The sequence below is a fragment of the Kineosporia corallincola genome (assembly GCF_018499875.1).
Classification (GTDB): Bacteria; Actinomycetota; Actinomycetes; order Actinomycetales; family Kineosporiaceae; genus Kineosporia; species Kineosporia corallincola.
This window is the reverse complement of sequence record NZ_JAHBAY010000014.1, coordinates 81,608-106,997: the sequence shown is the minus strand read 5'-3', so window position 1 is coordinate 106,997 and position 25,390 is coordinate 81,608. Positions and strand designations below refer to the sequence as shown.

Annotated in this window: 21 protein-coding genes and 2 pseudogenes; 14 read left to right on the top strand and 9 right to left on the bottom strand. The window is 71.8% G+C overall.

Going from position 1 to position 25,390, the window contains the following annotated elements; all coding sequences use genetic code 11:
* Positions 1-36: 36 nt before the first annotated feature.
* The 7 genes from KIH74_RS28285 to KIH74_RS28255 all read left to right on the top strand — a co-directional run bounded on the left by KIH74_RS28285 (position 37) and on the right by KIH74_RS28255 (position 7,353).
* Positions 37-474: a phage tail protein gene (locus KIH74_RS28285; RefSeq protein ID WP_214159416.1), complete on the top strand. Its 438-nt coding sequence runs from the start codon at positions 37-39 to the stop codon at positions 472-474.
* Positions 474-1,190, top strand: coding sequence for a CIS tube protein (locus tag KIH74_RS28280; RefSeq protein WP_214159415.1), 717 nt, complete (start codon positions 474-476; stop codon positions 1,188-1,190). Before KIH74_RS28285 ends, KIH74_RS28280 begins: the two co-directional genes overlap by 1 nt.
* Positions 1,187-3,070, top strand: coding sequence for a VgrG-related protein (locus tag KIH74_RS28275; protein ID WP_214159414.1), 1,884 nt, complete (start codon positions 1,187-1,189; stop codon positions 3,068-3,070). The genes KIH74_RS28280 and KIH74_RS28275 overlap by 4 nt, the downstream gene beginning before the upstream one ends.
* Entirely contained in the window at positions 3,070-3,486 is a 417-nt protein-coding gene (locus KIH74_RS28270; RefSeq protein WP_214159413.1) for a GPW/gp25 family protein, read from the top strand. Before KIH74_RS28275 ends, KIH74_RS28270 begins: the two co-directional genes overlap by 1 nt.
* Positions 3,486-5,468, top strand: coding sequence for a putative baseplate assembly protein (locus tag KIH74_RS28265; protein ID WP_214159412.1), 1,983 nt, complete (start codon positions 3,486-3,488; stop codon positions 5,466-5,468). The genes KIH74_RS28270 and KIH74_RS28265 overlap by 1 nt, the downstream gene beginning before the upstream one ends.
* Complete coding sequence (locus tag KIH74_RS28260; protein WP_214159411.1) at positions 5,465-6,025, top strand: phage tail protein; 561 nt, start codon at positions 5,465-5,467, stop codon at positions 6,023-6,025. Before KIH74_RS28265 ends, KIH74_RS28260 begins: the two co-directional genes overlap by 4 nt.
* Before the next feature lie 551 nt (positions 6,026-6,576).
* Positions 6,577-7,353: an NADase-type glycan-binding domain-containing protein gene (locus KIH74_RS28255; protein WP_214159410.1), complete on the top strand. Its 777-nt coding sequence runs from the start codon at positions 6,577-6,579 to the stop codon at positions 7,351-7,353.
* A 6-nt stretch (positions 7,354-7,359) separates the two neighbouring features.
* Here KIH74_RS28255 and KIH74_RS39360 read toward each other — a convergent pair.
* Together KIH74_RS39360 and KIH74_RS39355 are read right to left on the bottom strand one after the other, a co-directional pair.
* Positions 7,360-7,548, bottom strand: a pseudogene (locus tag KIH74_RS39360) (response regulator transcription factor); the annotation flags it as partial.
* A 162-nt stretch (positions 7,549-7,710) separates the two neighbouring features.
* A pseudogene (locus tag KIH74_RS39355) lies at positions 7,711-8,199 on the bottom strand (ATP-binding protein); the annotation flags it as partial.
* 230 nt (positions 8,200-8,429) lie between these two features.
* Here KIH74_RS39355 and amaB point away from each other — a divergent pair.
* Both amaB and hglS read left to right on the top strand, forming a co-directional pair.
* Positions 8,430-9,944: an L-piperidine-6-carboxylate dehydrogenase gene (gene amaB / locus KIH74_RS28245; protein ID WP_214159408.1), complete on the top strand. Its 1,515-nt coding sequence runs from the start codon at positions 8,430-8,432 to the stop codon at positions 9,942-9,944.
* Positions 9,941-11,179 (top strand): 2-oxoadipate dioxygenase/decarboxylase, encoded by a 1,239-nt coding sequence (gene hglS, locus KIH74_RS28240; RefSeq protein ID WP_214159407.1) that lies wholly within the window; start codon positions 9,941-9,943, stop codon positions 11,177-11,179. Before amaB ends, hglS begins: the two co-directional genes overlap by 4 nt.
* A 147-nt stretch (positions 11,180-11,326) precedes the next feature.
* Here hglS and KIH74_RS28235 read toward each other — a convergent pair whose 3' ends face one another.
* On the bottom strand, positions 11,327-13,525 hold the full coding sequence (locus tag KIH74_RS28235; protein ID WP_214159406.1) for an ATP-binding protein: 2,199 nt from the start codon (positions 13,523-13,525) through the stop codon (positions 11,327-11,329).
* A gap of 97 nt (positions 13,526-13,622) precedes the next feature.
* Positions 13,623-16,748 carry a S8 family serine peptidase gene (locus KIH74_RS28230; RefSeq protein ID WP_214159405.1) on the bottom strand — a complete coding sequence of 1,042 codons (3,126 nt, stop codon included), beginning with the start codon at positions 16,746-16,748 and terminating at the stop codon, positions 13,623-13,625.
* A 228-nt stretch (positions 16,749-16,976) separates the two neighbouring features.
* Between KIH74_RS28230 and KIH74_RS28225 the strand changes: the two genes are divergently transcribed.
* On the top strand, positions 16,977-17,966 hold the full coding sequence (locus KIH74_RS28225; protein ID WP_214159404.1) for an alpha/beta hydrolase: 990 nt from the start codon (positions 16,977-16,979) through the stop codon (positions 17,964-17,966).
* 6 nt (positions 17,967-17,972) lie between these two features.
* Here the strand turns inward: KIH74_RS28225 and KIH74_RS28220 are convergent, their stop codons facing one another.
* On the bottom strand, positions 17,973-19,043 hold the full coding sequence (locus KIH74_RS28220; RefSeq protein ID WP_214159403.1) for an aldo/keto reductase: 1,071 nt from the start codon (positions 19,041-19,043) through the stop codon (positions 17,973-17,975).
* A gap of 65 nt (positions 19,044-19,108) precedes the next feature.
* On the opposite strand from KIH74_RS28220, the gene pdxR reads away from it, so the two are divergent.
* Complete coding sequence (pdxR, locus tag KIH74_RS28215; RefSeq protein ID WP_214159402.1) at positions 19,109-20,560, top strand: MocR-like pyridoxine biosynthesis transcription factor PdxR; 1,452 nt, start codon at positions 19,109-19,111, stop codon at positions 20,558-20,560.
* A gap of 67 nt (positions 20,561-20,627) precedes the next feature.
* Here the strand turns inward: pdxR and KIH74_RS28210 are convergent, their stop codons facing one another.
* A complete protein-coding gene (locus tag KIH74_RS28210) occupies positions 20,628-20,837 on the bottom strand; it encodes a DUF397 domain-containing protein (RefSeq protein ID WP_214159401.1) in 210 nt (69 codons plus the stop codon).
* The gene (locus tag KIH74_RS28205; protein WP_214159400.1) at positions 20,834-21,658 is read right to left on the bottom strand and encodes a helix-turn-helix domain-containing protein; all 825 of its coding nucleotides are present in this window, start codon (positions 21,656-21,658) and stop codon (positions 20,834-20,836) included. Before KIH74_RS28205 ends, KIH74_RS28210 begins: the two co-directional genes overlap by 4 nt.
* Before the next feature lie 159 nt (positions 21,659-21,817).
* On the opposite strand from KIH74_RS28205, the gene KIH74_RS28200 reads away from it, so the two are divergent.
* Positions 21,818-22,147: a hypothetical protein gene (locus KIH74_RS28200; RefSeq protein ID WP_214159399.1), complete on the top strand. Its 330-nt coding sequence runs from the start codon at positions 21,818-21,820 to the stop codon at positions 22,145-22,147.
* 160 nt (positions 22,148-22,307) lie between these two features.
* On the opposite strand, the gene KIH74_RS28195 is transcribed toward KIH74_RS28200, so the two are convergent.
* Together KIH74_RS28195 and KIH74_RS28190 are read right to left on the bottom strand one after the other, a co-directional pair.
* The gene (locus KIH74_RS28195; RefSeq protein WP_214159398.1) at positions 22,308-23,189 is read right to left on the bottom strand and encodes an LLM class F420-dependent oxidoreductase; all 882 of its coding nucleotides are present in this window, start codon (positions 23,187-23,189) and stop codon (positions 22,308-22,310) included.
* A gap of 120 nt (positions 23,190-23,309) precedes the next feature.
* Complete coding sequence (locus KIH74_RS28190; protein ID WP_214159397.1) at positions 23,310-24,305, bottom strand: helix-turn-helix transcriptional regulator; 996 nt, start codon at positions 24,303-24,305, stop codon at positions 23,310-23,312.
* A gap of 63 nt (positions 24,306-24,368) precedes the next feature.
* Between KIH74_RS28190 and KIH74_RS28185 the strand changes: the two genes are divergently transcribed.
* Together KIH74_RS28185 and KIH74_RS28180 are read left to right on the top strand one after the other, a co-directional pair.
* Entirely contained in the window at positions 24,369-24,788 is a 420-nt protein-coding gene (locus KIH74_RS28185; RefSeq protein WP_214159396.1) for a VOC family protein, read from the top strand.
* A gap of 52 nt (positions 24,789-24,840) precedes the next feature.
* Entirely contained in the window at positions 24,841-25,389 is a 549-nt protein-coding gene (locus tag KIH74_RS28180; protein ID WP_214159395.1) for a dihydrofolate reductase family protein, read from the top strand.
* The last annotated feature ends 1 nt before the right edge of the window (position 25,390 follow it).

Genomic DNA, 25,390 nt, shown 5'->3' with positions numbered 1-25,390 from the left:
TCAGACCGAGAACCACCGTCAACAGAGGAATTTTCCATGCCGTCCACCGCAGATCCCGCCGCCACGCTGTTCTTCCGGCTCTCCATCGACGGCCGGGACCTCGGGCTGTTCCACGGCTGTGACGGACTGGCCTCCGAGGTCCAGGTCGAGCAGCACGAGGAGGGCGGCAACAACGGCTTCGTCTGGCAGCTGCCCACCCGCGTCACCTTCTCGAACATCCGCCTCACCCGGCCTCTGACCGCCGACACGGTGAAGGTCGCGGCCTGGATCTCGTCCATCTCCACGGGAATTCAGCGACCCACCGCCCAGATCGCCGCCCTGCGGGCCGATCTGTCGGTGGTGGCGCAGTGGGGCCTGGTCGAGGTGCTGCCGGTGCGCTGGACCGGCCCCAGTCTCGACCCCGGCCAAGCCGGTGTGGCCACCGAGGAACTCGAGATCGCCCACCACGGCTTCACCGACGCGGGCGGCCGCTGATGGCCGCCGGCAAGCGGGGCGCCAGCCTGGTGCGCGCCACGCTGTCCATCCACCATCCCCCGGCCACCCTCACCGGCGGCCTGGGCGGGCAGATCGGCCAGGTCCGGTTCCAGTTCAACCCCAACCAGTTACAGCTCTCCCGCACCGCGTCGTGGCGCTCCCAGTCGTCCGTCGGCTACTCCCGCGGCGTGGTGCCGGAGTTCGACGGCGTCAATCCGGCGTCGCTCCAGATCGAGGTATTCCTCGACGGTTCCGCCAAGCCGAGCGCCAGCAAGGTGCGGGAGGACGTCGAGCAGCTGCTGACCTGCTGCGAGGTGGATCCGCAGAGCCTGCCCACGAAACGTCCCTCACCACCGTGGGTCCGGTTCGCCTGGGGCTCGTTCAGCACCGTGCAGTTCGTGGCCTACGTGGAGAGCGTCAGCGCCACCTACACCCTGTTCACCGCCACCGGCGACCCGCTGCGCGCCACCTGCCAGCTGTCCCTGACCGAGGTGCCGCTGCCCGCCAAGGGCCAGAACCCGACCTCCGGAACCCTGGCCGCACAACGGGTCCACCGGGTGGTCTCGGGCGATTCCCTGGAATCGCTGGCCTGGCAGGAATACGGCGACCCGACCCGCTGGCGGGCCATCGCCACGGCCAACGCGATCGACGACCCGATGCGGCTGGAGACCGGCCGGGAGCTGCTGCTCCCGGCCACGGAAGAGGTGACCCCGTGAGCCCCAAGACCTACACCAGCGTCCTCCAGGTCAGCGTCGGAGGTGCCGAACTGCCGCCCCGGCTGGCCGATCTCCTGGTGGACGCCTGGGTGGACGCCAGCGTCAACGTGCCCGCCGCGTTCCGGCTCGGTTTCGCCAACCCCGGCGGTGACGTGTTCGGCACCTTCTCGCAACTGGCCGTCGGGGCCAGGGCGGTGCTGGTCCCGATCACCGACGGCCGCCCGGGCCGGCCCCTGATCACCGGCGAGATCACCGGCGTCGAGCTGGATGTCGACGCCGCCGGGCGCTCGGTGGTGGTGCGTGGCTACGACCCCGGGCACCGGCTGCTGCGCAACCGCCGGGTGGCCGGCTACCCCAACCAGACGGCGTCCGAGATCGTGCGCCGCCTGGCCCGGCAGAACGGCCTGAGCCTGGGCACGATCGACGCCACCCGCACCGTGTACGAACTGGCCACCCAGCCGAACATCACCGACTGGGACTTCCTTTCGCGCCTGGCCCGGGAGAACGACGTGCACCTGTACTGCGACCGGGAGGGCAAGCTCCAGTTCACCGCCCTGCGGGACGCCTCCGGCGCGCCGGCCGAGAGCACACCCGCCCGGCAGAGCCCCTACGTGCTGGAGTTCGGCGCCAACACGCTGAACGGGCGGGCCGGCGTCACCGCCGGCGGGCAGGTGCGCTCGGTCTCGGTGCGCGGCTGGGACGTGAAGACCAAGCGGCCCCTGGTGCAGGACACCCCGGCGACCAGAACCGGCGACATCAGCGCCGACGTCACCCCGGACACGCTGATCAGCGCCTTCGGCAACTCCGAGATGCTGGACGCCTCGGTGCCTTACGGAACGCAGGCGGAGGTGCGGCACGCCGCAGAGGCGCTGGCCGGTGACGTGGCCGGGTCGTTCGCCGAGGTCGAGTTGACCGTGACCGGCGATCCCGAGCTCCAGCCCGGCGTGCCGGTGACGCTGAGGAACGCCGGCTACCCGTTCGAAGGCAAGTACACGGTCACCGGTGTGCGGCACGCCTTTTCGTCGGGACGCCAGTACACCACCCAGGTCAGCGTGACCGGCCGGCAGTTCCGCTCGCTGTACGGCCTGACCTCGGGCGGGGAACCGGCGCCGGTCATGAACGGCGTGGTCGTGGGCCTGGTCAGCAATGTGCAGGACCCCCTCAGGATGGGACGCGTCAAGCTCAAGTTTCCCTGGCTGTCGGACTCCTACGAGAGCGGCTGGAGCCGGGTGGCCCAATTCGGCGGGTCGGGCGGCGGCGGGCTGATGCTCCCTGAGGTGCAGGACGAGGTGCTGGTCGCGTTCGACCGGGGCCACCTGGAGCACCCGTACGTGCTCGCCGGGCTGTACAACGGCGTGGACCGGCCCACCCCCGACCCGGACCGCACCGATCCGGTGAATCTCCGCAGTGGAGAGGTGAACTGGCGCAGTCTGTCCGACCGCAGCGGGAACATGGTGGAACTGATGGACGCCCGGGTGGGCAACCGCGGTGTGCGGTTGCGTTCGGGCGACGGCGCGCTCACCGTGCACCTGGACCGGGCGCGGACCAGCCTGACCATCGACAGCCGGGGCACGGTGCGGATCAACGGCGCCGCCAACGTGGAGGTCTCCAGCGCGGGCGACCTGAATCTGCGGGCCGGCAAGGCCGTCAACATCCAGGCCGGGGCGGCCGTGAACGTGAGTGCCGCGGGCCGGATCGGGATGAACACCGCCGGCGCGATGACGCTGAACGCGGGTGCCGCGGCGACGATCAACGCCGGCGGTGCGGCGAACATCCAGGCCGGTGCCGCCGTCGGCATCCGGGCCGTGGGCAACGCCAACGTCACCGCCCTGTCGGTGGTGCTGACCGGCATCCCGATCCGGAACGGGGTGCCGTTCTGATGGCCGGGCAGTTCATCGGTTCCGGCTGGGCCTTCCCGATGCGGGCGGACGCCTCCGGGGCCGTCGCGCTGGCCGGCGGGCAGCGCGAGATCGAGCAGGCGATCCGGCTGGTGCTGGCCACCGCGCCGGGTGAGCGCCCGATGCGTCCCGAGTTCGGTTGTGTCATCCACGATCTGGTGTTCGCACCGGTGAACGAGGCCACCTCCGGCCGGATCCGGTACGAGGTGCGGGCCTCGCTGGAGCGCTGGGAGCCACGGATCGAGGTGATGGAGGTCGACGTGCTGGAGGACAACGACGACGACGGCATGGTGCTGATCGACCTGCGGTACGCGATCCGCGGCACGAACAGCCCCCGCAACCTGGTGTTCCCGTTCTACACGATCCCCTCCGACGAACCCTCGACAGGAGGTGCCTGATGGGGCTGCCCTCCCCGGATCTCGACGACCGGCATTTCCAGCAGTTCGTGGACGACGCGAAACGCCACATCCAGCGCAGCAACCCGGACTGGACCGACCACAACGTCTCGGACCCGGGCATCACCCTGATCGAGGCCGTCGCGCACATGGCCGACCAGGTGGTGTACCGGCTGAACCGGGTACCGGACAAGAGCTACCTGGCGTTCCTGAACCTGCTGGGCGTCCGGCTCTTTCCGCCGACCGCCGCCCGCGCCGACGTCACCTTCTGGCTGTCCGCGCCGCAGCCCGACGCGGTGACCCTGCCCGCCGACACCGAGGTGGCCACCCAGCGCACCGAGACCGACGAGGCACTGGTGTTCGCCACCGAGCGCGACCTGGTGGTGCCGCCGTGCTCGCTGGAGCGGGTGGGCCGGATCCCGGCCGGGCGGGATCCGCAGAACGACGCCTCGATGATCGACCTGACCGGCAATGTCCGTGCCGAGCGCGATGTTCCGGTGTTCAGCAAACCGCCGCAGGCCGATGATGCGCTGCTGTTCGGGCTGTCCACGGCGGTGCCGGGATGCGCCGTGATGCTGGCGCTGGACAGCCAGGTGGACGGCGTGGGGGTGGACCCGCGGCAGCCACCGCTGCGGTGGGAGGCCTGGACGCCGGAGGGCTGGCAGGAGTGCGAGATCGAGGACGACGGAACGGGTGGGCTGAACCGGGCCGGTGACGTGGTGATCCACGTGCCGGCCGGGCACGTGGCCGCCCGGATCGGCGGGCACGAGGCCGGCTGGCTGCGCTGCCTGGTGGTGGCACCGTTCCCGGACCAGCCGTTCTTCTCCACCTCGCCGACGATCCGCTCGGCCGACGCGTTCACCATCGGCGGCACGGTCGCCGCCGTGCACGCCCAGGCGGTGCGCAACGAGGTGCTCGGCGAGTCCACCGGCGCGCCCGGGCAGCGGGTGCGGGTGGCCAACGTGCCCGTGCTGGCCGGTGATCCGCCGCTGCTGCTGGAGGTGGCCGGGGACGACGGCTGGCAGTCCTGGGTGGTGGTCGACGACTTCTCCGCCTCCGGCCCGGACGACCGGCACGTGACGCTCGAACCGGCCACCGGTGAGGTAACTTTCGGTCCGGCGGTGCGTGAGCCGGACGGCAGCCTGCGCCGCTACGGCGCGGTTCCGCCGCGCGGCTCGGTGATCCGCGCCGCCCGCTACCGGGCCGGGGGCGGCCGGTCGGGCAACGTCTCGCGCGGCACGCTCCAGGTGCTGCGCAGCTCGATCCCGTTCGTGGCCCGGGTGGAGAACCGGGAGGCCGCCCGGGGCGGGGTGAACGGCGAGACGGTGGACGAGGCGGCGGTGCGGGCACCGATCACCCTGCGGGCCCAGGACCGCGCCGTGACCGCCCGGGACTACGAGGAGCTGGCCTGGCGGGCGGCGCCGGAGACGGCCCGGATCGCCTGTGTCGGAATGCCTTCGGACGACCAGAACGGCTACGGCGAGAACGCGGTGCGGATCCTGGTGGTGCCGCAGGCGGTGGCCGACCGCGGCGGCCGGCTGCGGTTCGAGCAGCTGGTGCCCGGCGACCGGCTGCTCGCGAAGATCACCGGGTACCTCGACGAGCGCCGCCCGCTGGGCACCCGGCTGGCCGTGGGACCGCCCTTCTACCAGGGTGTCTCGGTCAGGGCCACGCTGCACTCCTACCGCGCGGCCCAGGCCGGGCAGGTGCGGGAGCGGGCGCTGGACGCGCTCTACGACTTCCTCGACCCGATGACCGGCGGGCCGGACGGCACCGGCTGGCCGTTCGGGCGTCCTCTGCGTTCCGGTGACCTCTTCGCCGCGCTGCAACGACTTCCGGGGGTGGAGCTGGTGGACGAGGTGCTGCTGTACCCGTCCGACCCGATCACCCGCCGCCGGGGCGAGGCGGTGGACGCGCTCACGCTGTCGCCGTCGTCCCTGTTCTTCTCGTTCGAGCACGACGTCGACGTGATCGGGCCGGCATGAGAGGCGCGCTGCCCGGCCTGACCAGCCCGCACCCACTCGGCGAGCGACTGCCGGCGGTCTACGCCGACGACGAGTTCGGCCAGCGGTTCAGCAGTGGTCTGGACACGGTGTTCGCTCCGCTGCTGACCGTGCTGGACTGTCTCCCGGCGTATTTCGACCCGCTGCTGGCGCCGGTGGACTTCGTCGACTGGCTGGGCCTGTGGGTCGGCGCCGAGCTGGACGGCGACGAGGACGAGGCGGTGCGCCGGGCCGCCGTGGCCGCGGCCGGTCTGCTGCACCGTTCGCGGGGCACGCCACGCGGGCTGAGGATGGCGATCCGGCTGATGTTCGGCGTCGATCCGGAGATCACCGAGAGCGGCGGCGCGATCTGGTCGGCCGCCCCGCTCGGCCCGTTCCCCGGCGACCCGTCCCCGTGGTTGCGCGTCACCCTGCGGGTCCCCGACCCGGACGCCGTGGACCGGCAGCGCCTGGACGCCGTGGTCGCCGGTGCCCGGCCGGCCCACATCCCTTATTCCGTGGAGGTTTCCGGGCTCGACAGCCCGGGAACCCGATCCTGAGACTCCCCGAGAGGAACTGAGCACCCATGCCGAACGAGCGCAGCGACCCGCGTCGCCGCCAGCCCGGGCCCGCCCAGCCGGGCCCTTCACAGCCAGGCCCCTCGCAGCCGGGTCCCTCACAACCCGGTCCCTCGCAGCCGGGTCCCGCCCAGCCAGGTCCCTCACAACCCGGTCCCTCGCAGCCGGGTCCCGCCCAGCCAGGTCCTTCACAACCCGGCCCCTCGCAGCCGGGCCCCTCACAACCCGGCCCGTCTCAGCCCGGCCCGTCACAACCGGGGCACTCACAACCCGACCCTTCGCGACCCGGCCCGTCACAACCAGGCCCCTCACGCCCCGGCCCGTCACAACCCGGCCCCGGGCAACCGAACCGGCCACCGGCGTCCCCACCCGGCAACCCCGGCAACCCCGGCAACCCGAGCGCCCCCCGTGACCCGAGCAACCCCAGCGGTCCCCGCGCCCCCGAGAACCCGCGCCGGACCGCCGAACCGGGCGGACAGGCGTCCCCGCTTGAGGGCCCCGACCTGGACCGGGCGCGAGCTCTGCTGCTCCCGGTGCCCGACGACCGGCCGGGTGTGGGTGAGGTGGCCCCCGGCAAGCCCGACCCGGTGCGCCCCGTGACCCGCACGCCGAGCGCGACGCAGGAGCACGGCGTGCGCTGCTGGAACTGCTCGGTGGACAACCGCAGTGACCGGATCTTCTGCCGCAACTGCGGGGTCGAGCTGAACCGCAGGCCGGCCCCGGCGCCGGTGGCGAGGCCGTCGTGGTGGCGGCGGCTGCGCGACCGGCTGGACGACGTCAACCGGTTCGCGGTGGGCGCCGGGCTGCTGGCGCTGCTGCTCGTGCTGGCCGCGGTGCTGCTGGCGAAACCGCTGTACTACCGCTACCAGGACCGGTTCAGCACGCCGGTGGCGATCCCTCCGGTGGCGGTGGACGCCTCCAGCACCGACCCGGCCCATCCCCCGGCGTCGGCGTTCGACGGCGGGTCGAACACCTGGTGGGGGCCGGGCTACTCGGGTGAGTCGCGCGGGCAGTTCCTGCGGGCGGTGATCCAGCCCACCGACCTGCGGGCGGTGCGGATCACGCCGGGGGTGTCGCCCCGGCCGGAACTGCGCGACCGGCAGGCCCGCCCGCACACGCTGACCCTGGTGGTGTTCGACCAGCGGGGACGTCGCACCACGAAGAACGTCACGCTGGAGGACTACACGCCGGAGCTGGTCCGGATCCGGGTGGACGACGCGGTGCAGGTGCTGCTGGTGCTCGGTGACGGTTTCGGCACGTCCGACAGTAAGGAGATCGCCATCGCCGAGGTGGAGCTGTACCGCTACTGATTCAGCTCACTGACCCAGCCTGGCGAGCGCGTCGCGCAGTGCCGCGCGGGAGGTGATCCCGAGTTTGGGGAAGATCTTGTACAGATGGGTGCCGACCGTGCGGTGCGACAGGAACAGCTGCTCGCCGATCTGCTTGTTGGTCAGGCCCTGCGCGGCCAGGCCGGCGATCCGCCGTTCCTGGGCGGTCAGTTCGGCCGGCGGCCCGGTCAGCGGCACGGGCGCCGGTGGAGGGGTCACCGACCGCAGGCGGGCCGGTGCCACCGGGGCATCGACCCGCCGGGGGCGCACCCGCAGTTCCGGCAGCCCGGCGCTGAGCGTGACCGGATCGGCCTCGGTCACCGCCGCCACGAACAGCACCGGTTGCCCCGACAGCCGCCGGGCGACGAAGCCGAGCACCTCGGCGCTGGCCCGGTCGATCCCGGAGACGTCGTCGACCAGCAGCAACAGCGGTCCCTCGGCGGAGGCGGCGGCGCCGACCAGGGCCAGCGCGGCGGCCGAGATCACGAACCGCGACGGCTGCGGCCCGTCGGCCAGGCCGAACGCCCGGTGCAGGGCCTCGCGCTGGGTCGGCGGCAGCCGGTCGATGTACTCCCGCAACGGGTACAGCAACTGATGCACCCCGGAGAACGGCAGTTCCGCCTCGGTCTCGGCGCCGCAGGCCCGCAGCACCCGAAGGCCGTGCCCGGGCGCCCGGGCCGCGAGGTCCTCCAGCAGCGCCGACTTGCCGGTGCCCGGTTCACCTCGCAGTACCAGGCTGGACGGTCCCCCCGTGGGACCGTCCAGCAGGTCCAGCAGATTCAGCCGGGAGTCCTGTCCGTATTCCTGCCCGCTGACTTCGAGCAGCACACTGGCTGACACGCGTCCAAGCTCCTTCGCCCCGTGACGCCCGCACCGCCGGCGGCCCGGGCGGTCGGCGATCGCCGACGGGAGGGACCCTAGAACGCGACGTGTGGACGATCAGTGAACGCCGACCGCACAGCTCGTCCACAGACCGGTCACATCTGGCGCCCGCGTCTGGTGCGGGTGGCGGGGCGGAACGGATGATGGTCACTCGCGCCTTCCGGGGAGGAACCGCCATGCCGGGCCTGCACCAGCACGTGGGAAAGATCTTCGCCGACCTCGCCGTCCCCGATCCCCTCGCCGACGGCGGCGATCTGGAGTGCCGCTCCCCCGTCGACGGGGCGGTGCTGGGCACCCTGACCTCGCACACGCCGGACCAGGTCAGCGCGGTGATCGCCCGGTCTCAGGCGGCTTTCGAACAATGGCGCACGGTGCCGGCGCCGGTGCGGGGCGACCTGATCCGCGAGTTCGGCCAGCTGCTGCGCGAGCACAAGAGCGCGCTGGGCACGCTGGTGTCGATCGAGGCGGGCAAGATCGAGTCCGAGGGCCTCGGCGAGGTGCAGGAGATGATCGACATCTGCGATCTGGCGGTGGGCCTGTCGCGTCAGCTGCACGGCCTGACCATCGCCACCGAGCGGCCCGGGCACCGGATGATGGAGCAGTGGCACCCGCTCGGCGTGGTCGGGGTGATCTCGGCGTTCAACTTCCCGGTGGCGGTCTGGTCGTGGAACACCGCCCTGGCGCTGGTCTGTGGTGACGCGGTGGTCTGGAAGCCCTCGGAGAAGACGCTCCTGACGGCGATCGCGTGCACCGGGCTGCTGCGCCGGGCCGCGCGGGCGGCCGGTGCCCCCGAAGACATCGCCACCCTCGTGCTGGGCGGGCGCCAGGCCGGTGAGGTGCTGGTGGACGACGAGAGGGTGGCGCTGGTCTCGGCCACCGGCTCCACCCGGATGGGCAAGCAGGTGGCGCCGCGGGTGGCGGCCCGGCTCGGGCGCACCCTGCTGGAGCTGGGCGGCAACAACGCGGCCGTGGTCGCCCCCAGCGCCGACCTCGACCTGACCGTGCGCGCCGTCGTGTTCTCGGCGGTCGGCACCGCCGGGCAGCGCTGCACCACGCTGCGCCGGCTGATCGTGCACCGCTCGGTCAAGGACGACCTGGTGCGGCGGCTGACCGCGGCCTACCGCAGCCTGCCCATCGGTTCCCCGCTCGAATCGTCCACGCTGGTGGGCCCACTCATCGACGACGCGGCCGGGCAGGCCTTCACCGCCGCCGTCGGCACCGCCCGGGCCGAGGGTGGCACGGTGGTCACCGGCGGCACCGTGCACGAGCAGATCAGCCAGGAGCTCGGCGGCTGCTACGTGCGCCCGGCGATCGTCGACATGCCCGCGCAGAGCACCGTCGTGCGCACCGAGACGTTCGGGCCGATCCTCTACCTGCTCACCTACGACGACTTCGACGAGGCGATCCGGCTGCACAACGAGGTGACCCAGGGCCTGTCCTCGTCGATCTTCACACTCGATCTGCGGGAGGCCGAGCGGTTCGTGTCGGCCACCGGAAGTGACTGCGGCATCGCGAATGTCAACATCGGACCGTCCGGTGCCGAGATCGGCGGGGCGTTCGGCGGCGAGAAGGAGACCGGCGGCGGGCGGGAGAGCGGGTCGGACGCCTGGCGCAACTACATGCGGCGCGCCACCAACACGGTCAACTACTCCCCCGACCTGCCCCTGGCCCAGGGTGTGACGTTCTCGTGAGCTTTCGCACCGTCGGCGCCACCGAGCTGAGAACCCGCTTCGCCGCGCTTCTTTCCGACCTGTACGGCGGCGAGGTGCCGGCTTACGGCACGCTGGTCGAGGTGTCGCAGGAGGTGAACGCCGAGGTGCTGGCCCGGGCCGGGGAGCAGGCCGAGCGCCTCGGGTCGATCGAGCGGGTGACGGCGGAACGGCACGGCGCGATCCGGGTCGGCACCGCCGCCGAGCTGGAGCAGGTGGCCCGGATCTTCGGCGCCTGCGGGATGTACCCGGTGGGCTTCTACGACCTGCGCACGGCGACACCGCCGATCCCGGTGGTGTCCACGGCCTTCCGCCCGATCGCCCGGGACGAGCTGGCGGCCAACCCGTTCCGCGTGTTCACCTCGGTGCTGGTCACCGACGACGAGCGCTTCTTCGACCGGCGCACGCAGGACGAGCTGCACGAGTTCCTCGGCGCCCGAAAGCTTTTCCCGGCCGAGCTGCTGGAGCTGGCCGACCGGGCCGAGCGCGACGGCTCGCTGCCGCACGAGGAGGCCGAGCGCTTCCTGCACCTGGCGACGGCCTGTTTCGCGTTGTCGGCGGAGCCGGTCGAGCGGGAGTGGTATGCCCGCCTGGAGGCCGTCTCCAGCGTGGCGGCGGACATCGGCGGCGTCACCTCCACGCACATCAACCACCTGACGCCGCGGGTGCTCGACATCGACGAGCTGTACGCCCGCATGCGGGCGCGCGGCATCGAGATGATCGACCGGATCCAGGGTCCGCCCGCCACACCGCCCGGGCATCCGGACGTCTTGTTGCGCCAGACCTCGTTCCGGGCCCTGGCCGAGCCCCGGCGGTTCCGTGCCCCCGACGGCTCGGTCTCGCCCGGAACGCTGCGGGTGCGGTTCGGCGAGGTGGAGCAGCGCGGCGTCGCCCTCACCCCGCGCGGGCGCGCCCGCTACGACGCCGAAGGACTGGCCGGGCTGCCGGTCACCGACGCCGAGCTGCACGCCCAGGACCTGGCCTACTACACCCGCGACGACGCCGGGACCTTGCTGCCCGTGGTCTACGAGGACTTCCTGCCGCGCTCGGCGGCGGGCATCTTCGCCTCGAACCTGACCGGTGGCGGGCGTAGTGACGCCGGCCGCCCGGGCGCGGCGCGCGACGCCACGTGGATGCGGGCGGTGCTGGGCCGCGCACTGCACGACCCGTACGCGCTGTACGACGCCGAGCGGGCAGCGGGGGCCTGCCTGCCGTGATCGCCCGTTCCGTGGAGGTCGGGCCATCGACGAGCCTTGAGCAGGGTTCGGGGGACCTTCTGGAAGTTTTCACACCGGCCAGGGCCTCATGGTGGTGTGAAAACTTCAGGACAGTCCCCCGTACTCACCGACCTGAGTGCCGAAATCTCACTCATCGACCGCATCCCTCACCTCCGCCAGCACCAGCGCGGCCTCACCACCCCAGGACCGGATCCCCTTGCCCCGCACCAGTTCCAGGGCCTGGCGCGCGTGTTGCGCCGCGGCACCGGGGTCGTCGCGCAACAGCACCCGCCCCAGCCCGGAATGTGCCCGGATCCCCGGCAGCACCGCCCCCACCCGCCGGGCTCCCTCGGCAACGGCGAGCAAACCCGCCCGCGCCCCGGCGGGATCGGTGACGGCTTGCAGCAGAGCCAGTTCCAGATCGACCTGGAGCCCCAGCATCGGGAACCGCCAGCACTCCCGGCGTAGGGCGGCCAGTCGTTCCCGCACTCCCCGCAGTCGGCCGGTGACCCGCAGCACGGCCAGGTCAGTCAATTCTCCCAGCGGGAGAAGCCTTTCGTAGCCGGTCTTCCCGACCAGGGTCCGGCCCTCGGCGGCGAGCACCGCCGCCCGCTGCGAGTCGCCGGTGTGCAGGGCGCCGTGGGCCCAGTTCAGGCAGGCGCGGGCGTGCTCGCGGGGACGGGCGGTCAGCAGCGGGGAGCCGCGCAGGTCGTCGGCCTCCGGCCAGGCGTCCGGATCGCCGAGCTCGATCAGCAGCGACACCCGGGCGATCCGGACCGCCAGGGCGGCACCGGCGTCGGTGCAGCGCGCGGCGGCGTCCTGGGCCTGGGCGAGGCGTTCCCGGTGGTCGTCGGCGTGACGGCCGGGCACGGTGTCGGGGGCGGCGAGCACCGCGAGGGCCCGGGCCCGGCGGGCGGGGGCGCGCAGATACGGCACGGCGCGCTCGATCTCGGTGTAGCCGCGTAGTTCCTCGCCCTGCTGGCGCAGCATCCGGCCGAGTTCCAGGCCGAGGTCGCCGCGGGCCCCGGGCGGCAGGTGCGGGTCGGCGAGCAGGCGTTCGAGCACGGGGACGGCGGAGACCTGGCTGAGCCCGTCGATGGCGGAGCGCGCGAGCTTGGCGGCGAGGCGGACGCGGGTGGGGCGGGGCAGCTCCGCGACGTCCATGGTTTGCAGAAGGAACCGGGCGGCGGTGGCGTCGTCGCCCCGCGCCGTGGCGAGATCGGCCGCCGCACCGGCATTGCGCACGAAGGCCGGGTTGTCGCCGGCCAGCCGGTAGTGCTGGGCGAGCACGGCGACGGGCCGGGGCACGGAGGTCTCCAGCACCCGGGCGATCCGGCGGTGCAGGCTCTGCCGGGTGGGGGCGGGCACCAGGTCGTACACCGCCTGGCGGGCCAGGTCGTGGCGGAACACCAGGCCGGCGGCGAAAGCGCCGTCACCGCCGTCGTGCAGCAGCCCGGCGCGGGCGGCCTCGGCCAGCGCGGCGGTCACGGTCTCCTCGTCGAGGCCCAGCAGCTGGCCGAGAAGCCCTGCGCGGGGCTCGTTCCCGGCCACCGCCGCGGCTCCGAGCACCTCGCCGGCGGTTGCGCCGAGCGCGCGCATCCGGTAGAGCACGACGTCGCGCAGCAGGTAGGGCACGGTGATGTCGCCGAGCGGGTCGCCGCCGCGTTCGGACAGGGCGCGTAGCACCTCCTCCAGCACGAAGGGGATGCCGGCGGTGCGTTCGCGCAGGGTGGCCACGAGCTGGGCGGGCGGGTCGGGCAGGCGCAGGGTGAGCCCGGTCAGCTCGCGGACGGCGGCGTCGTCGAGGGGTGGCAGGCCGATCCGGGCCAGGGCCCCGGACGGCGTGCGGGCCAGTGCCTCGTGGATCGGGGCTCGGGCTCCGGCCCGGGGGTCCCGGGTGGTGATCAGCACACCGACGCCGTCCACCGGGTGGGCCGCCAGGTAGGCGAGGAAGTCGGCGCTGTCGGTGTCGGCCCAGTGCAGGTCCTCCAGCACCAGCGTGACCGGTGCGAGGTCCGCGAGCCGTGCGGCGAGGTCCGCGAAAAGCTTTTCCCGGGTGCGGCTCTCATGGTCTGTTTCGCAGGACAGGGCGTTCAGGACCGGGCCGAGCCGGGCCGGCTGGGCGACGTCGTCGTACTCACCGAACAGCACCGGGCCCGGCAGCTCGCCGAGCAGCTGCCGCACCAGGCGGCTCTTGCCGATACCCGCCTCACCCTGGAGCACCACGAGGCAGGGTGGTTCGGCGAGCAGGCGGTGCAGGCGGGACAACTGCGCGGCCCGGCCCACGAAGGGGACCGGACCGCGCAGCCGGACGGGTGTCAGTTCCAGCTCGTACGTGTCACCCATACCGCCGCTCTCGTCACCGGGCCGCCGTCGCAGGCGACTCTAGGCGACGCGCGACGACGTGGCGATATGACCGCATTGTGACAAGTATTGCGTGAACCTAGGGGACGACGGTGATCGGCAGCTCCTTCGTGGTGCCCCTGCCGTCGCCGATCCGCAGCAGCCCGACGTAGCGGCTGCCGGTGCTCAGGCCCGACCAGCGCACCGTGAGGTTGGCCGTGGCGCCCTGCACCACCGTGCGGTTCTTCGGGTCCACGGTGAGCTTGCCGGTGGAGGTGCCCGCCGCGCCGGGGGTGTAGACGGTGGTGGTGTAGGTGGCGAAATCCTGCCCGGCTGGGGTGTTCTCGAAGAACTCCTGCTGGATCACCACGGTGTAGTCGCCCTCGCCGTCGGGCAGGTCCAGGGTGGCGCCGTTCTTCGAGCCCACGGCGGTGATGATCGCCTTCCCGTCCGGGCCGTAGGCGTCGATGGTGTAGTCCACGCACGGCGGCGGGTCCTCGTCGTCACCGCCACCGTTACCGGTGCAGGTGGTCATCCCGACCGCCACGAACACCTGCGGATTCACGCTGCCGGCCGGAATGTGCACCTGCTGCACCCCGAGCGAGGCCGGCAGCGGGCTGGGCAGGTTGTCGAGCGAGCCCCAGTCCCAGGACGGCTGGCGGCCGATGAGCGTGGTCGTGCTGCTGGTGCCGGAGGTCAGGCCGTACACACCCGCCGTCAGGGCACCCTTGTAGCCGGCCTGCACCTGCACCACCTGACTGCCCTTCGTGCCGGTGCCGACGACCGCGTCCGGGGTGACCAGCCCGGTGTTGTGCACCAGCAGGGGCAGCCCGACCGCGTGGCCGTCCTGGTCCTTCCAGGTCAGCCGGCCGTCGGCCCAGGTGCCGTAGGCGCCCGAGACGTTGGTGACGGTGACCTTGAAGGTGGCCGTCTTCCCGGGGTTGATGTTGATGGCGGCCGGCGTGACCTTCACCGTGTAGCCCTGCGGGGCGCTCACCTGCGAAACATAGTGTGCCGTGCGGGAACCGACGTTGGTGACGGTGCGGGTCACGGTCTGGGTGCCGACCATGTGGCCCATCGAGATCGACGGGTAGTTGAGCTGGTTCACGTCCAGCGTGTCGGTGGAGTCGCACAGCGTCGACACCGAGGGGGCGATGCCGCACAGGTAGCGCAGCCAGTCCGCGGAGGTGGAGTCGAACACCAGGCCCGGGTCGAGGGCCGAGCCCGGCCGCACCTCGCCGGAACCGTAGTTGAACGGCGTGGCGTCGGCGTCACCCACCTGGATCGGCTTGCCCGCCCGGGTGGTGTCGCCGGCCGTGGTCATCATCGCCGAGCGCACCTGCGCCGGCGACCAGTCCGGGTGCTGCGCGCGCACCAGGGCGGCGATCCCGGCGATGTGCGGGGCGGCCATCGAGGTGCCCGACATCAGGGCGAAGTCCTCGCCGCCGCGGGCCGGTGAGGTGGCGGCCACCACGTCGACGCCGGGCGCGCTGATGTCCGGCTTCAGCAGGTCGGTCTCGTTGACGCCGGAGGGGCCGCTGGACGAGAACCCGGCGATCGACGGCGAGTCCACCTCGGCCGTCCGCGAGGCCGAGATCTCCGCTGTGGCATCACCCTTCGCGATGTAGGCGGCCACCACCGGGGCCTGCCGGTCGTCGATGTGCACGGTCGGCACCGAGTGCACGTCGGCGTTGAGGGAGTTGGTGACGTCGTTGTAGAGCACCATCCCCACGCCACCGGCGTCCGCGACCGTCCTGCTCTTGGCCACCCGGTCGATCACACCGCGCAGGCAGAACACGATGCTGCCCTTCACCTTCGCGGGGTCGAGCGAACCGGTGTCGCACAGCTGGGCCGACGACACGTCGTCCGGGTCGGCGGCCACCGCGGCGGAGTCGACCAGCGGCGCGGAGGCCACGGAGGCCGAGCCCATACCGATGCCGTCGATCACCGTGCCGTCGCCGAGGGTGAGCCGGCGCTGGAACTCGCGGTCGGTGGTGGAGGCGGCCACGGTGGTGACCCACGGCATCGAGTTGTCGACGGTGGAGTCGTCCGGGCCCTCGTTGCCCGCCGAGGCGGACACGAACACCCCGGCCGCGGCGGCGTTGAAGAAGGCCAGGTCGACGGCGCCGATCCGGTCGGTGCCGTCACCGATCGAGTAGTTGATCACGTCGACGCCGTCGGACACCGCGTCGTCGATCGCGTTGACGATGTCGATCGAGCTGCCCGACGCCGAGCCCGCGCCGTTGTCGTACAGCACCTTGTAGACGGCGAGCCGGGCGCCCGGCGCCATGCCGGAGATCGTGCCCAGGTTCTGGTCGCCGACGATGGCGGCGACGCCGTTCAGCCCGGCCGCGGTGCTGGCGGTGTGGGTGCCGTGACCGTTGCGGTCGCGCGGCGAGAAGTACTCGTCCGGGAACGCCTCGGCCACGCCGTCGTCGTTGTACCAGCGCGCGCCGATCACCTTGTTGTTGCAGGTGATCTGGCCGGTCTGGCCGGCGTCGCAGGTGCCCTTCCACTTCTTCGCGATGGTCTCGGCGTCCGGGCGGGGCTCGGGCATCGCGGCGAGGCTGGGGCTCTCCGGCCAGAACCCGGAGTCCAGGTCACCGATGATGATGCCCTCACCGGCGTCCCCGGCGCCGCCGAACTGCTGCTGCCACACGCCGTCGTCCCCGGCCAGCCCGAGGTACTCCGGCGAGTGCCAGGTGTCGGCCACGACCCGCCGGTCGGCGTAGAGCGCGGCGACCCCGTCGGTGGCGCGCACCCGGGTGAACTGCTCGGGGGTCAGGGTGGCCACGAAGCCGTTGAACACGGTGCTCAGCTGGGCGCCGGTGGCCTTGCTGCTGACGCCGGCCCGCTTCAGCACCGCCGAGCGCTCGCCGGCCAGGTGCTCGCGGTAGGCCTTCACCTTGGCCGTTCCGGTGGAGAGCCGCTTGCCCGCAGCGGGTTTCGTGGCGGCCAGGCCGTCGACGTCACCGTCGTAGGTGGCCACCGGCGCGTCGTCGAGCTGCACCAGGTAGCGCTGCGTGCCGGTGGCCGGTGTGGTGACCTTGTCGAGGGTCTGCCCGGCGTCTTCAGGGGCGGTGTCCTCGGTGGCCGCCCGGGCGGTGGTGTCGGTGCTGCCTGCCCCGGAACCGGTTCCGGGCGGGGTGGCCGCGACCGCCGGTGCGGTGGCGGTGACCAGGGCGGTGGCCACGGTGACGACCGCGAGCACCGCCGTCCTGGCCATCGGTCGGGATCGTTTCATCGGTTGCCTTCCGTGCCGGCCACCCGTCAGGTGGGTGGGTCTGCACGGAACGTAGGTTTTCGCGGACGGTGCGCTGAAGCCGGGAAACCCGATCGTCGCGCGCCGAAACGCAGTGGTTACCGGATGCGTCGTTTACCTGTCGTTCCGGCGTCCTGGCCGTACTCTACGAACCGATCAGTACGCCGGGGCGGGAAGCGGGAGAACAACAAAATGGTGGACGACGAGAGCACGAGCGGGCCGAGGCGCCGGAAGCCGCTCTGGCGCCGGGTGGGTCTGGCCATCGGGGTGATCGTGGTGGTGCTGGTGCTGGCGGTCGGCGCCCTGTACGTCTACCCGCTGGGCAGCGACCGGCTCCAGCACGCCCAGGCCCGGGAGCTGTCGTTCGACCAGGCCGAGCAGGCCGCCACCACGCGGGTGGACGACGACACGGCCGACGCCCAGGTGCTGCCGGAGTGCCGCAGCATCCTGCGGGTGCACCCGGAGAAAGCGGCCAAGGCGGTGCTGATGCTGCACGGCTACACCAGCTGCCCGAAGGACTACACGCAGCTGGCACAGCTGTTCTACGACCGCGGCTACAACGTGTACGCACCACGCGAGACGCACCACGGGCTGCGGGATGTCGCGGAGTCCAGCGAGGTGTCGGCCGACGGGCTGGTCGCGTACGCCGACGAGTCGATGGACGTCGTGGCCGGCCTGGGCGACGAGGTCGGCGTGATCGGGCTGTCCGGCGGATCGGTGCTGGCCACCTGGCTGGCCGAGCGCCGCACCGAGTCCGTCGCCCACCTGCTGCTGCTCTCGCCGTTCTACCGGCCGGACTCCTCCCAGGCCCCGCCGATCGCGCTGCGCCCCCTCACCGTGCTGTTCGGCTTCCGGCTGCTGCCCGACCGCACGGTCGGCGACACCAACTTCACCCTCAGCGGGCTGGGCCAGTACCTGCGGATCACCGCCAACCTCGACGACGAGCCGGACAACCCCGGCCTGCGCAGCGTGGCGGTCGCCTGGTCGGCCGTGGACCCGTACATCGACCAGGAGAAGGCGGTTTCGATCCCCACCGGGCTGGCCGAGGCCAACGACCTGAAGGTGGCCACCCACGAGTTCGGGGCAGACGCGAACCTGCCCCACAACATCGTCGCCCCCAGCACGCTGGGCGCCCGCACCGACGAGATCAACCAGCTCTACCTGGATCTCTACGAGGGCTGAGCCTTTTCACGCACCGTCCAGAGCGGCGAGGTGCTCGCCGGTCAGCGTGACGGCGAGCGCGCCGAGCGACTCCTCCAGCTGGGACACGCGACTGGCCCCGATCACCGGGATCATCGCGGCCCGGCGGGCCGGCAGCTGGTCCAGGGCCGACCGGTCGCTGCCCGCCACGCGCTGCATCCGGCTGGACGGCCCGGCCAGGTGCCAGGCCAGCGCCACCTGGTTGGCCGTGGCGCCGAGCTCGTGCGCGATCGCGTGCACCAGGCGCAGGCGGCCGGTGCTGCCCGGGTGGTCGTACGGCGGGCGCACCGGCATCCACGGCCGCACCAGCTGGCCCTGCTGGTTGGGCGAGTAGGTGATCACGGTCAGGTCGGGCTGGTCGGCCGCGTAGTCGATGACCTCCGGGTCCACCACGGTCGTGGTCGCCAGTCCCGGCCGCGGCCAGTACACCGAATGTTCCTGCTGCCACACGCCGATCGGGGCACGACCGGTGGCCCGGGCGCGCTCGCGGGCCAGGGCCAGCCGCCAGGTGGCGGTGTTCGACAGCCCGGGGATCGTCACCAGGCCCTCCTCCACCAGCGCCGAGAAGGTGTCGGCGATCTCGGCGGCGTCGAGCCGGCGGTCGTCCACGTGCCCGTAGTACACACCCACCCGCTCCAGGCCCAGGCGTTCCAGGCTGCCGGTCAGCTGCTCGCGCACCACCGCGGCGGACAGCCCCTCGAAGTTCGTCGGCGCGTCCCCGGCCAGGGGCCGGTCCGGATCCAGCTTGCCCGCACCGCATTTCGTGGCCACGACCACCTCGCCCGCCACCCCGCGGTCGGCGATCCAGCGGCCCAGCAACCGTTCGCTGTCGCCGGCCCGGGTGCCGTGGGTGGTCTCGGTCCAGGCACCGTAGTTGTTGGCCGTGTCGAAGAACCGGCCGCCCGCCGCGAAATACCGGTCCAGCAGCGCGTACGACTCGTCCTTGTCCAGCTGCACCCCGAGGTTCATCACGCCCAGGCACAGGGCGCTGACCTCGAGGGTGTTCTCACCGCTGCGCAGCGTCCGGGTGCGCATCACTGTCTGCGTCGTCGCTTCCATGCCCCGACCCTAGGCCGCGATTGGTCAGGTCTCCCGGGCCGATCCGCAGCGTAGAATCCGGGCCAATGCTGATCGCCGTGGGTGCCGTCGAGCTCCTCCTGCCGCCCGGCCCGGGCCCGCTGACCCGCCGCCTGGCCGCCACCCTGCGCACCGCCGTGCAGCAGGGGCGGGTCGCGGCCGGCACCGCCCTGCCGCCCAGCCGCACGCTGGCCGCTGAGATCGGCTGCTCCCGCTGGGTGGTCACGGAGGCCTACGGGCAGCTGGTGGCCGAGGGCTACCTGAGCGCCACCACCGGCTCGGCCACCCGGGTGCGGGCCACCGCCACCCCCGCCGCACCGTCCGCCGAGCGCCTGCGAAAACCCCAGCCGCGCCCGGAGTTCGACCTCACCCCCGGCGTCCCCGATCTGGCCTCCTTCCCTCGCTCCCGCTGGGCCGAGGCCTACCGGCGGGCCGTGCTCGGGCTGCCGAACGACCTGCTGGCCGGGCGGGCCCTGGTGGCCACCACGGCCGCCCGCGGCATCCTGACCGACCATCTGCGCCGCACCCGGCAGGTGCAGGAAGACCCCACCCAGCTCAGTCTGACCACCGGCTCGGCCGCCGGGATGGGCTGGCTGACAGCACTTCTGGTGCGCCTGGGCCACACCCGGATCGCGGTGGAGGACCCGTCCTGGCCCGGGCTGCGGGCCGTCGCCCGGCGCGGCGGCCTGAGCCCGGTGCCGGTTCCGGTCGACGACCAGGGCATCGTGGTGGAGCGGCTGCACCGGCACCGCGACGTGCGGCTGGTGCTGGTCACCCCGGCGCACCAGTTCCCGGCCGGCGTGGCCCTGTCCGCCGCCCGGCGCCTGGAGCTGACCGACTGGGCGCGGCGCACCGGCGGACTGATCATCGAGGACGACTACGACGCCGACTTCCGTTACGACGGAACCCCTGTCGCCAGCCTGCAAGGCATGGCCCCGGACCGGGTGATCCTGCTCGGCTCGCTGTCCAAGGCCCTGTCCCCCGCCATCGAGCTGGGCTGGATCGTCATGCCGCAGCACCTGATCATGAGCCTGCTCGGCCTCGACCTGGACCGGATCATCAGCCCTTCGCCGCTGACCGCCGAGGCCCTGGCGGTGCTGATCGACCAGGGCTGGTACGACCAGCACCTGCGCGCGCAGCGCCTGCGCTACCGGCGCCGCCGCGAGCGCCTCGTCGCTGCCCTGGCCCAGCAGCTGCCCGGCGTGCGGGTCACCGGCCTGGCGGCCGGCCTGCACCTGCCCGTGAGTCTGCCGCCCGGCACCCGGACCGGCGAGGTGGTGCGGCACGGCGCCGGACTCGGCCTGGGCCTGGTCGACGCCGCCCGCTACCGCATCCGGCGCCGCGAGGACCCGGGTCTGGTACTGGGTTTCGGCAACCTGCGAGACAGCCGCGTCGACGAGGCCGTGCGGCGGCTGGCCCTGGCGATGGCCATGGCGAAAGGTGCTGCCACGAGACATGGAGGGCGCTCGAGCGGGAGTTCGGCGCTCACGGCTGGGTGAACAAAGTCCGGGCACCCATTCACGCCGCGCACTTGCGCACGCCGGCTATGCGGGGCGCATGAGGGCGTCAGATCAGGCAGTCGAGCTCACCCAGCTTGGCGCCTGCCAGCCATGCCTCGAACGCTGCTGGCCGGGACCGCAGTACCGGACCAACACCATGGCTCTTGGTGTCTCTGATCTCGACAGCAGCCCCCTGTCGGCGCATCTCTACACAGGCGTTGTCAGGTCCGCTCGCGCTGGCCTTCACCCAATCTGCCGGGTCGCGGATGAGCGTCATGGCTTGAACTCCTTGATGGGGACGGACCGGGCCCACATATCGCCGAACTTCTCGACGAAACGCGAAACCTGCTGTTGGGACTCAACATAACGCGCCTCGATCTGATTCTCGACATAGACGAGACTTGGGTCTCCCTGGGGTCCGCCCTCGAAACCCAGCACGATGAAAGCGCCGGACATCCAACGATGAAGCCCGGCGGTGAACGGCCAGACATTGATCTCGACCAGACCGCTCCCAACGAGTTCACGCAGATGGGCCAGCTGATCAACCAGCACCTTGCGTGACCCAACCTCGACGTGAAGAGCAGCCTCATGAAGCGTGAACTGCAAACGAGGGAGAGGCTTTCGGGAAAGAACCCGTTGCTTTCGTTCGAGCCTGAACTTGAGCAGCCCTTCTCGTCGATCGGCCGGGATCTCATCGGCCAGGTCGATGACGTGGCGCGCGTACTCCTCGGTCTGGAGCAACCCCGGGACCTTCTCGACGCTGTAGTCGAGGATTGATGTCGCGTAGGCCTCCAGATCGGCGAGCATCGAGAGACCGTCGGGGATCATATCGAGGTATTGGTCAGCCCAGCCGCGCGTTTTCGCACCCCGAGCCAGAGCGACCAGGTGATCGATGCGCTTGCGGTCAAGTTCGTAGGTGAACCCGAGGGCCTGGACATCAGCAGGCTTGGCCGCCGTGCGCCCGGACTCGATGCGGTAAATCTTCGTGACGTCGCAGTCGAGCGCGACCGCCGCGTCCTCCTGGCTGCGTCCGGCTTCCACGCGAACGGCTCGCAGCTGTACCGCGAGCCGACGCTGAGCCAGTGTCGACGAGACCACATGATTCATCCTTGCCATCGCCCCGTGCCCCCTTTGTCCCCTTAGGCCAGGCGCCAGTGTGACGTAGCAACCCTGCAAAACCGCAAGTCGCATCAACAACGGCCACGCTGTCACCGTAGATACCCGAACGGTCGCGAACATGCAGTTACGGGGGCAGAGATGCGGGAAGTGGAACATGGGGAAGGTGGCCGCTGGTTCAAGACGTCCGTCGTGGACGAGGAAGCCATAGACCATGAGCGGATGATCGGTGCCGTGAGGGTCGTGGGAACTGTGGTCAGGGTCCGGGTCGCTCAGCGCACCGACTTCGATCTTCTTGCCGACCCTGTCGTCATACGGCCCAGCCCGCCCCGGATCACGCTCGGGGAGAGCTTCGAGATGAACGCCGTGCAGGCTCTGGAACTGGCCGAGCATCTTCAGACAGCCGCTCGTTTTGCCCGGGAGGCCGAAGAGGCCAGCCGGCGCCGTCCGAGGCTCGTCTTCGAGGCGTGACTTAACTTCCGGCATCTACGACGTCTTCCACGCCACCGACGTCGCCGGGCAGATCGCCGGGTACGCGGCGCACCTGGACCGGCAGGTGGCGGCGCTGGTCTGAGGCCCGCGATCTCGAAAAGCCCCCGCACTCCAGGAGTGCGGGGGCCTCCCGTCCTGCTCAGACCTCGTTCAGCCGCGGCACGACCTGCTCCACCAGGCCGGTAGCCCACGGGACCGGGTTCTGGTAGGGCGTCGGCATCAGGGTGACCAGGTCGATGCCCAGTTCCTTGTACCGCCCCATCTGGGTGAGGAACGCGTCGACGTCTCCCAGGGCGTCCCCCTGGTAGGCCATCGTCTTCTCGATCGCGTCGTAGTCGGTGCCCAGCCGCTCGCAGTGCTCACGCAGCACGCCGAGCTTGTGCTTCACCCCGGCCAGCGACTCGTCGTCGGGGCCGCCGAACAGATTGCAGGCCTGCCCGTACTCGGCCACCATGCGCAGCGTCTTCTTCTCGCCGCCGCCACCGATCATCACCGGGATGGTGCCGCGCGGCGGCTGCGGCAGGCAGATCGTCTCCTCCAGCTGATAGTGCTTGCCGTGGAAGGCGCCGTCGTTGTCCGACCACATCTGCCGGCAGATCTGGAGAGTCTCCTCCAGCCGCTCGAACCGCTCGGCGGTCGGCGGGAAGGGCACGCCCAGACCGGCGTGCTCACGGTCGTACCAGGCCGCGCCGATGCCCAGCATCGCCCGGCCGCGGGAGAGCACGTCCAGCGTCGTCACCGTCTTGGCCAGCAGGCCGGGGTGGCGGTAGGTGACGCCGGTGACCAGCAGGCTGAGCCGGACGTTCTTGGTGACGCCGGCCAGGTAGCCCAGCGACGTGTAGCCCTCCAGCATCGGCTCGAACGGGCCGCCGGCGTGGAGCATCTGGAACCAGTGGTCCATCACCGTCAGCAGGTTCACCCCGCCCTCGTCGGCGATCTGCGCCGTCTCGGTGAAGCGGTCGGTCAGGGTCGTCTCCCACTCGGGGTGGGTGAACGTGAAGTAGTGGATCCCGAGATCCATGAAAGATGCCTTCTTTCATCGCAGACACGGGCCCGGTCACCGGCCGGGCCCGACCGGCATGAACGGCACCAGCTTAGACGCAAAACCGGAGGATCGTCCGGATGCTCGCCGGGCAGCAGATCAGGCCCGGTCCAGACGCCGCCCGATCTCCCGGCAGGCGTCCCGCAGCTCGACGGGACCCTCCACGGTGAACGCCGCGCCGAAGGTGGCCAGGATGCCCGCGACACCCACCCACGACCAGGCCCCCACCGTGAACCGGGTGCGCTGCGGGCCCAGCCGTTCCACCACCGAGCCGCCCGGCGCCCAGCGTGCCACCACGTCGGCCGGCAGTTCCATCACCACCGTGCCGAGGCACTGCCAGGGCGCCGGCGTGTCCCCGCGGTCGTGGCGCGTCATCACGTAGTGCCCGACGTCCGGGTCGGGCAGCGGACGGCGGGCGAAGCACCGGCCGGTGGCCGCGGCGGCGCGGATCCGGTCCACCCGGTACACCGCCCACTCCCCGCCCGGGGGCAAGGACAGGTCGTAGGCCAGCAGGTACCAGCGCCCGGCCCAGAGCACGAGGTGGTGCGGCTCCACCTGCCGGGGTGGCATGAACCCGGGCTCCCGCGGGCCCGGGCAGGTGCCGTCGGCGCGCAGGTGGTCGAACCGCAGCACCTGCGCCCGGTGCACCGCCGACCCCACGGCCCGCAGCACGTCCGGGTCGATGGGCGGCCCGGCGAAGTCCCAGTAGTTGCGCACCGCCGTCAGCCGCACGGAGTCCACCTCGGCCCGCAGCCGGGCGGGCATCACCTGGGTCAGGGTGGCCAGCGCCCGGGCCGCGCCCTCGTCCACGCCCGACACCGTGACCGGAACGGTCTGGAGCGCCAGGGCCACGGCGACCGCCTGTTCGTCGTCGAAAAGCATTGGTGGCAGGCTCGATCCGGGCGCCAGCCGGTAGCCGCCCTCCGGCCCCATCGCCGTGCGCACCGGATAGCCGAGCTCCCGCAGCGACTCCACGTCACGGCGCAGCGTGCGGGTGCTGACGCCGAGGCGCCCGGCCAGCACCGGCCCCGGCCACTCCCGGCGGGACTGCAACAACGACAGCAACCGGAGCGCCCGCGCGGAAGTGGTGGCCATGCGCACCGATGCTGCCGCAGATCGCGGACACCCGGCGTCCTTCACCCCTGTCAGCCTGCGGGCATGACCACGACACAGCCCGACTTCACCGGCTCGCGCATCGACCACCTGAACATCGCCGTCCCCGATCTTCCCGCCGCCGTGGCCTTCTACGAACCGGTGCTGGCCGTCATCGGCATCGTCACGATGATGACCGTGCCGGCCTCGGACGAACTGCCCGCCATGCACGGGTTCGGCTGGCCCCACAAGCCGTACTTCTGGCTGATCGCCGACGGGACCGTGGGCAGCAACATGCATCTGGCCTTCACCGTGGACAGCCGCGAGCAGGTGCGCCTGTTTCACCGCACCGCCCTCGCCCACGGCGCCACCAGCCTGCACGCGCCCGGCGACCATCCCGCCTACCACCCGGCCTACTACGGCGGTTTCGTGGTGGATCCGCACGGCATCAATCTGGAGGCGGTCACCCACACCGCAGAGTCTTGAGGGACGACGAGAACCTCGGCCCACCCGGCCGCCGTCTCGATATCCTCACGCAATGCGACCACTGCGGTACTCCATCAACGTCACGCTGGACGGCTGCTGCGACCACCGGGCCGGCGTGCCGGACGAGGAACTGCACCGGCACGCCACCGAGATCCTGGCCCGGGCCGACGCGCTGCTGTTCGGCCGGGTGACCTACCAGATGATGGAGTCCGCCTGGCGGCTGCCGCTCGCGCCGGGCTCGATGCCGGAGTGGACCGAGCCGTTCGCCCGCACCATCGACTCCGCCCGCAAGTACGTGGTGTCCAGCACCCTGGAGCAGGTCGACTGGAACGCCGAGCTGGTGCGCGGCGACCTGCGCACCTTCGTGGAAGAGCTCAAGCGGCAGCCCGGCGAGGGCCTGTACACCGGCGGCGTGCAACTGCCGACCGCCCTGGCCGGGATGGGGCTGATCGACGAGTACGAGTTCGTCGTGCATCCCCGGATCGCCGGGCACGGCCCCACCCCGTTCGCCGGCCTGACCCGGTACGTCGACCTCCGGCTGGTCGACCGGCTGGAGTACGACTCGGGCGCGGTGGCACTGCGGTACCAGGTGAGGCGCTGAG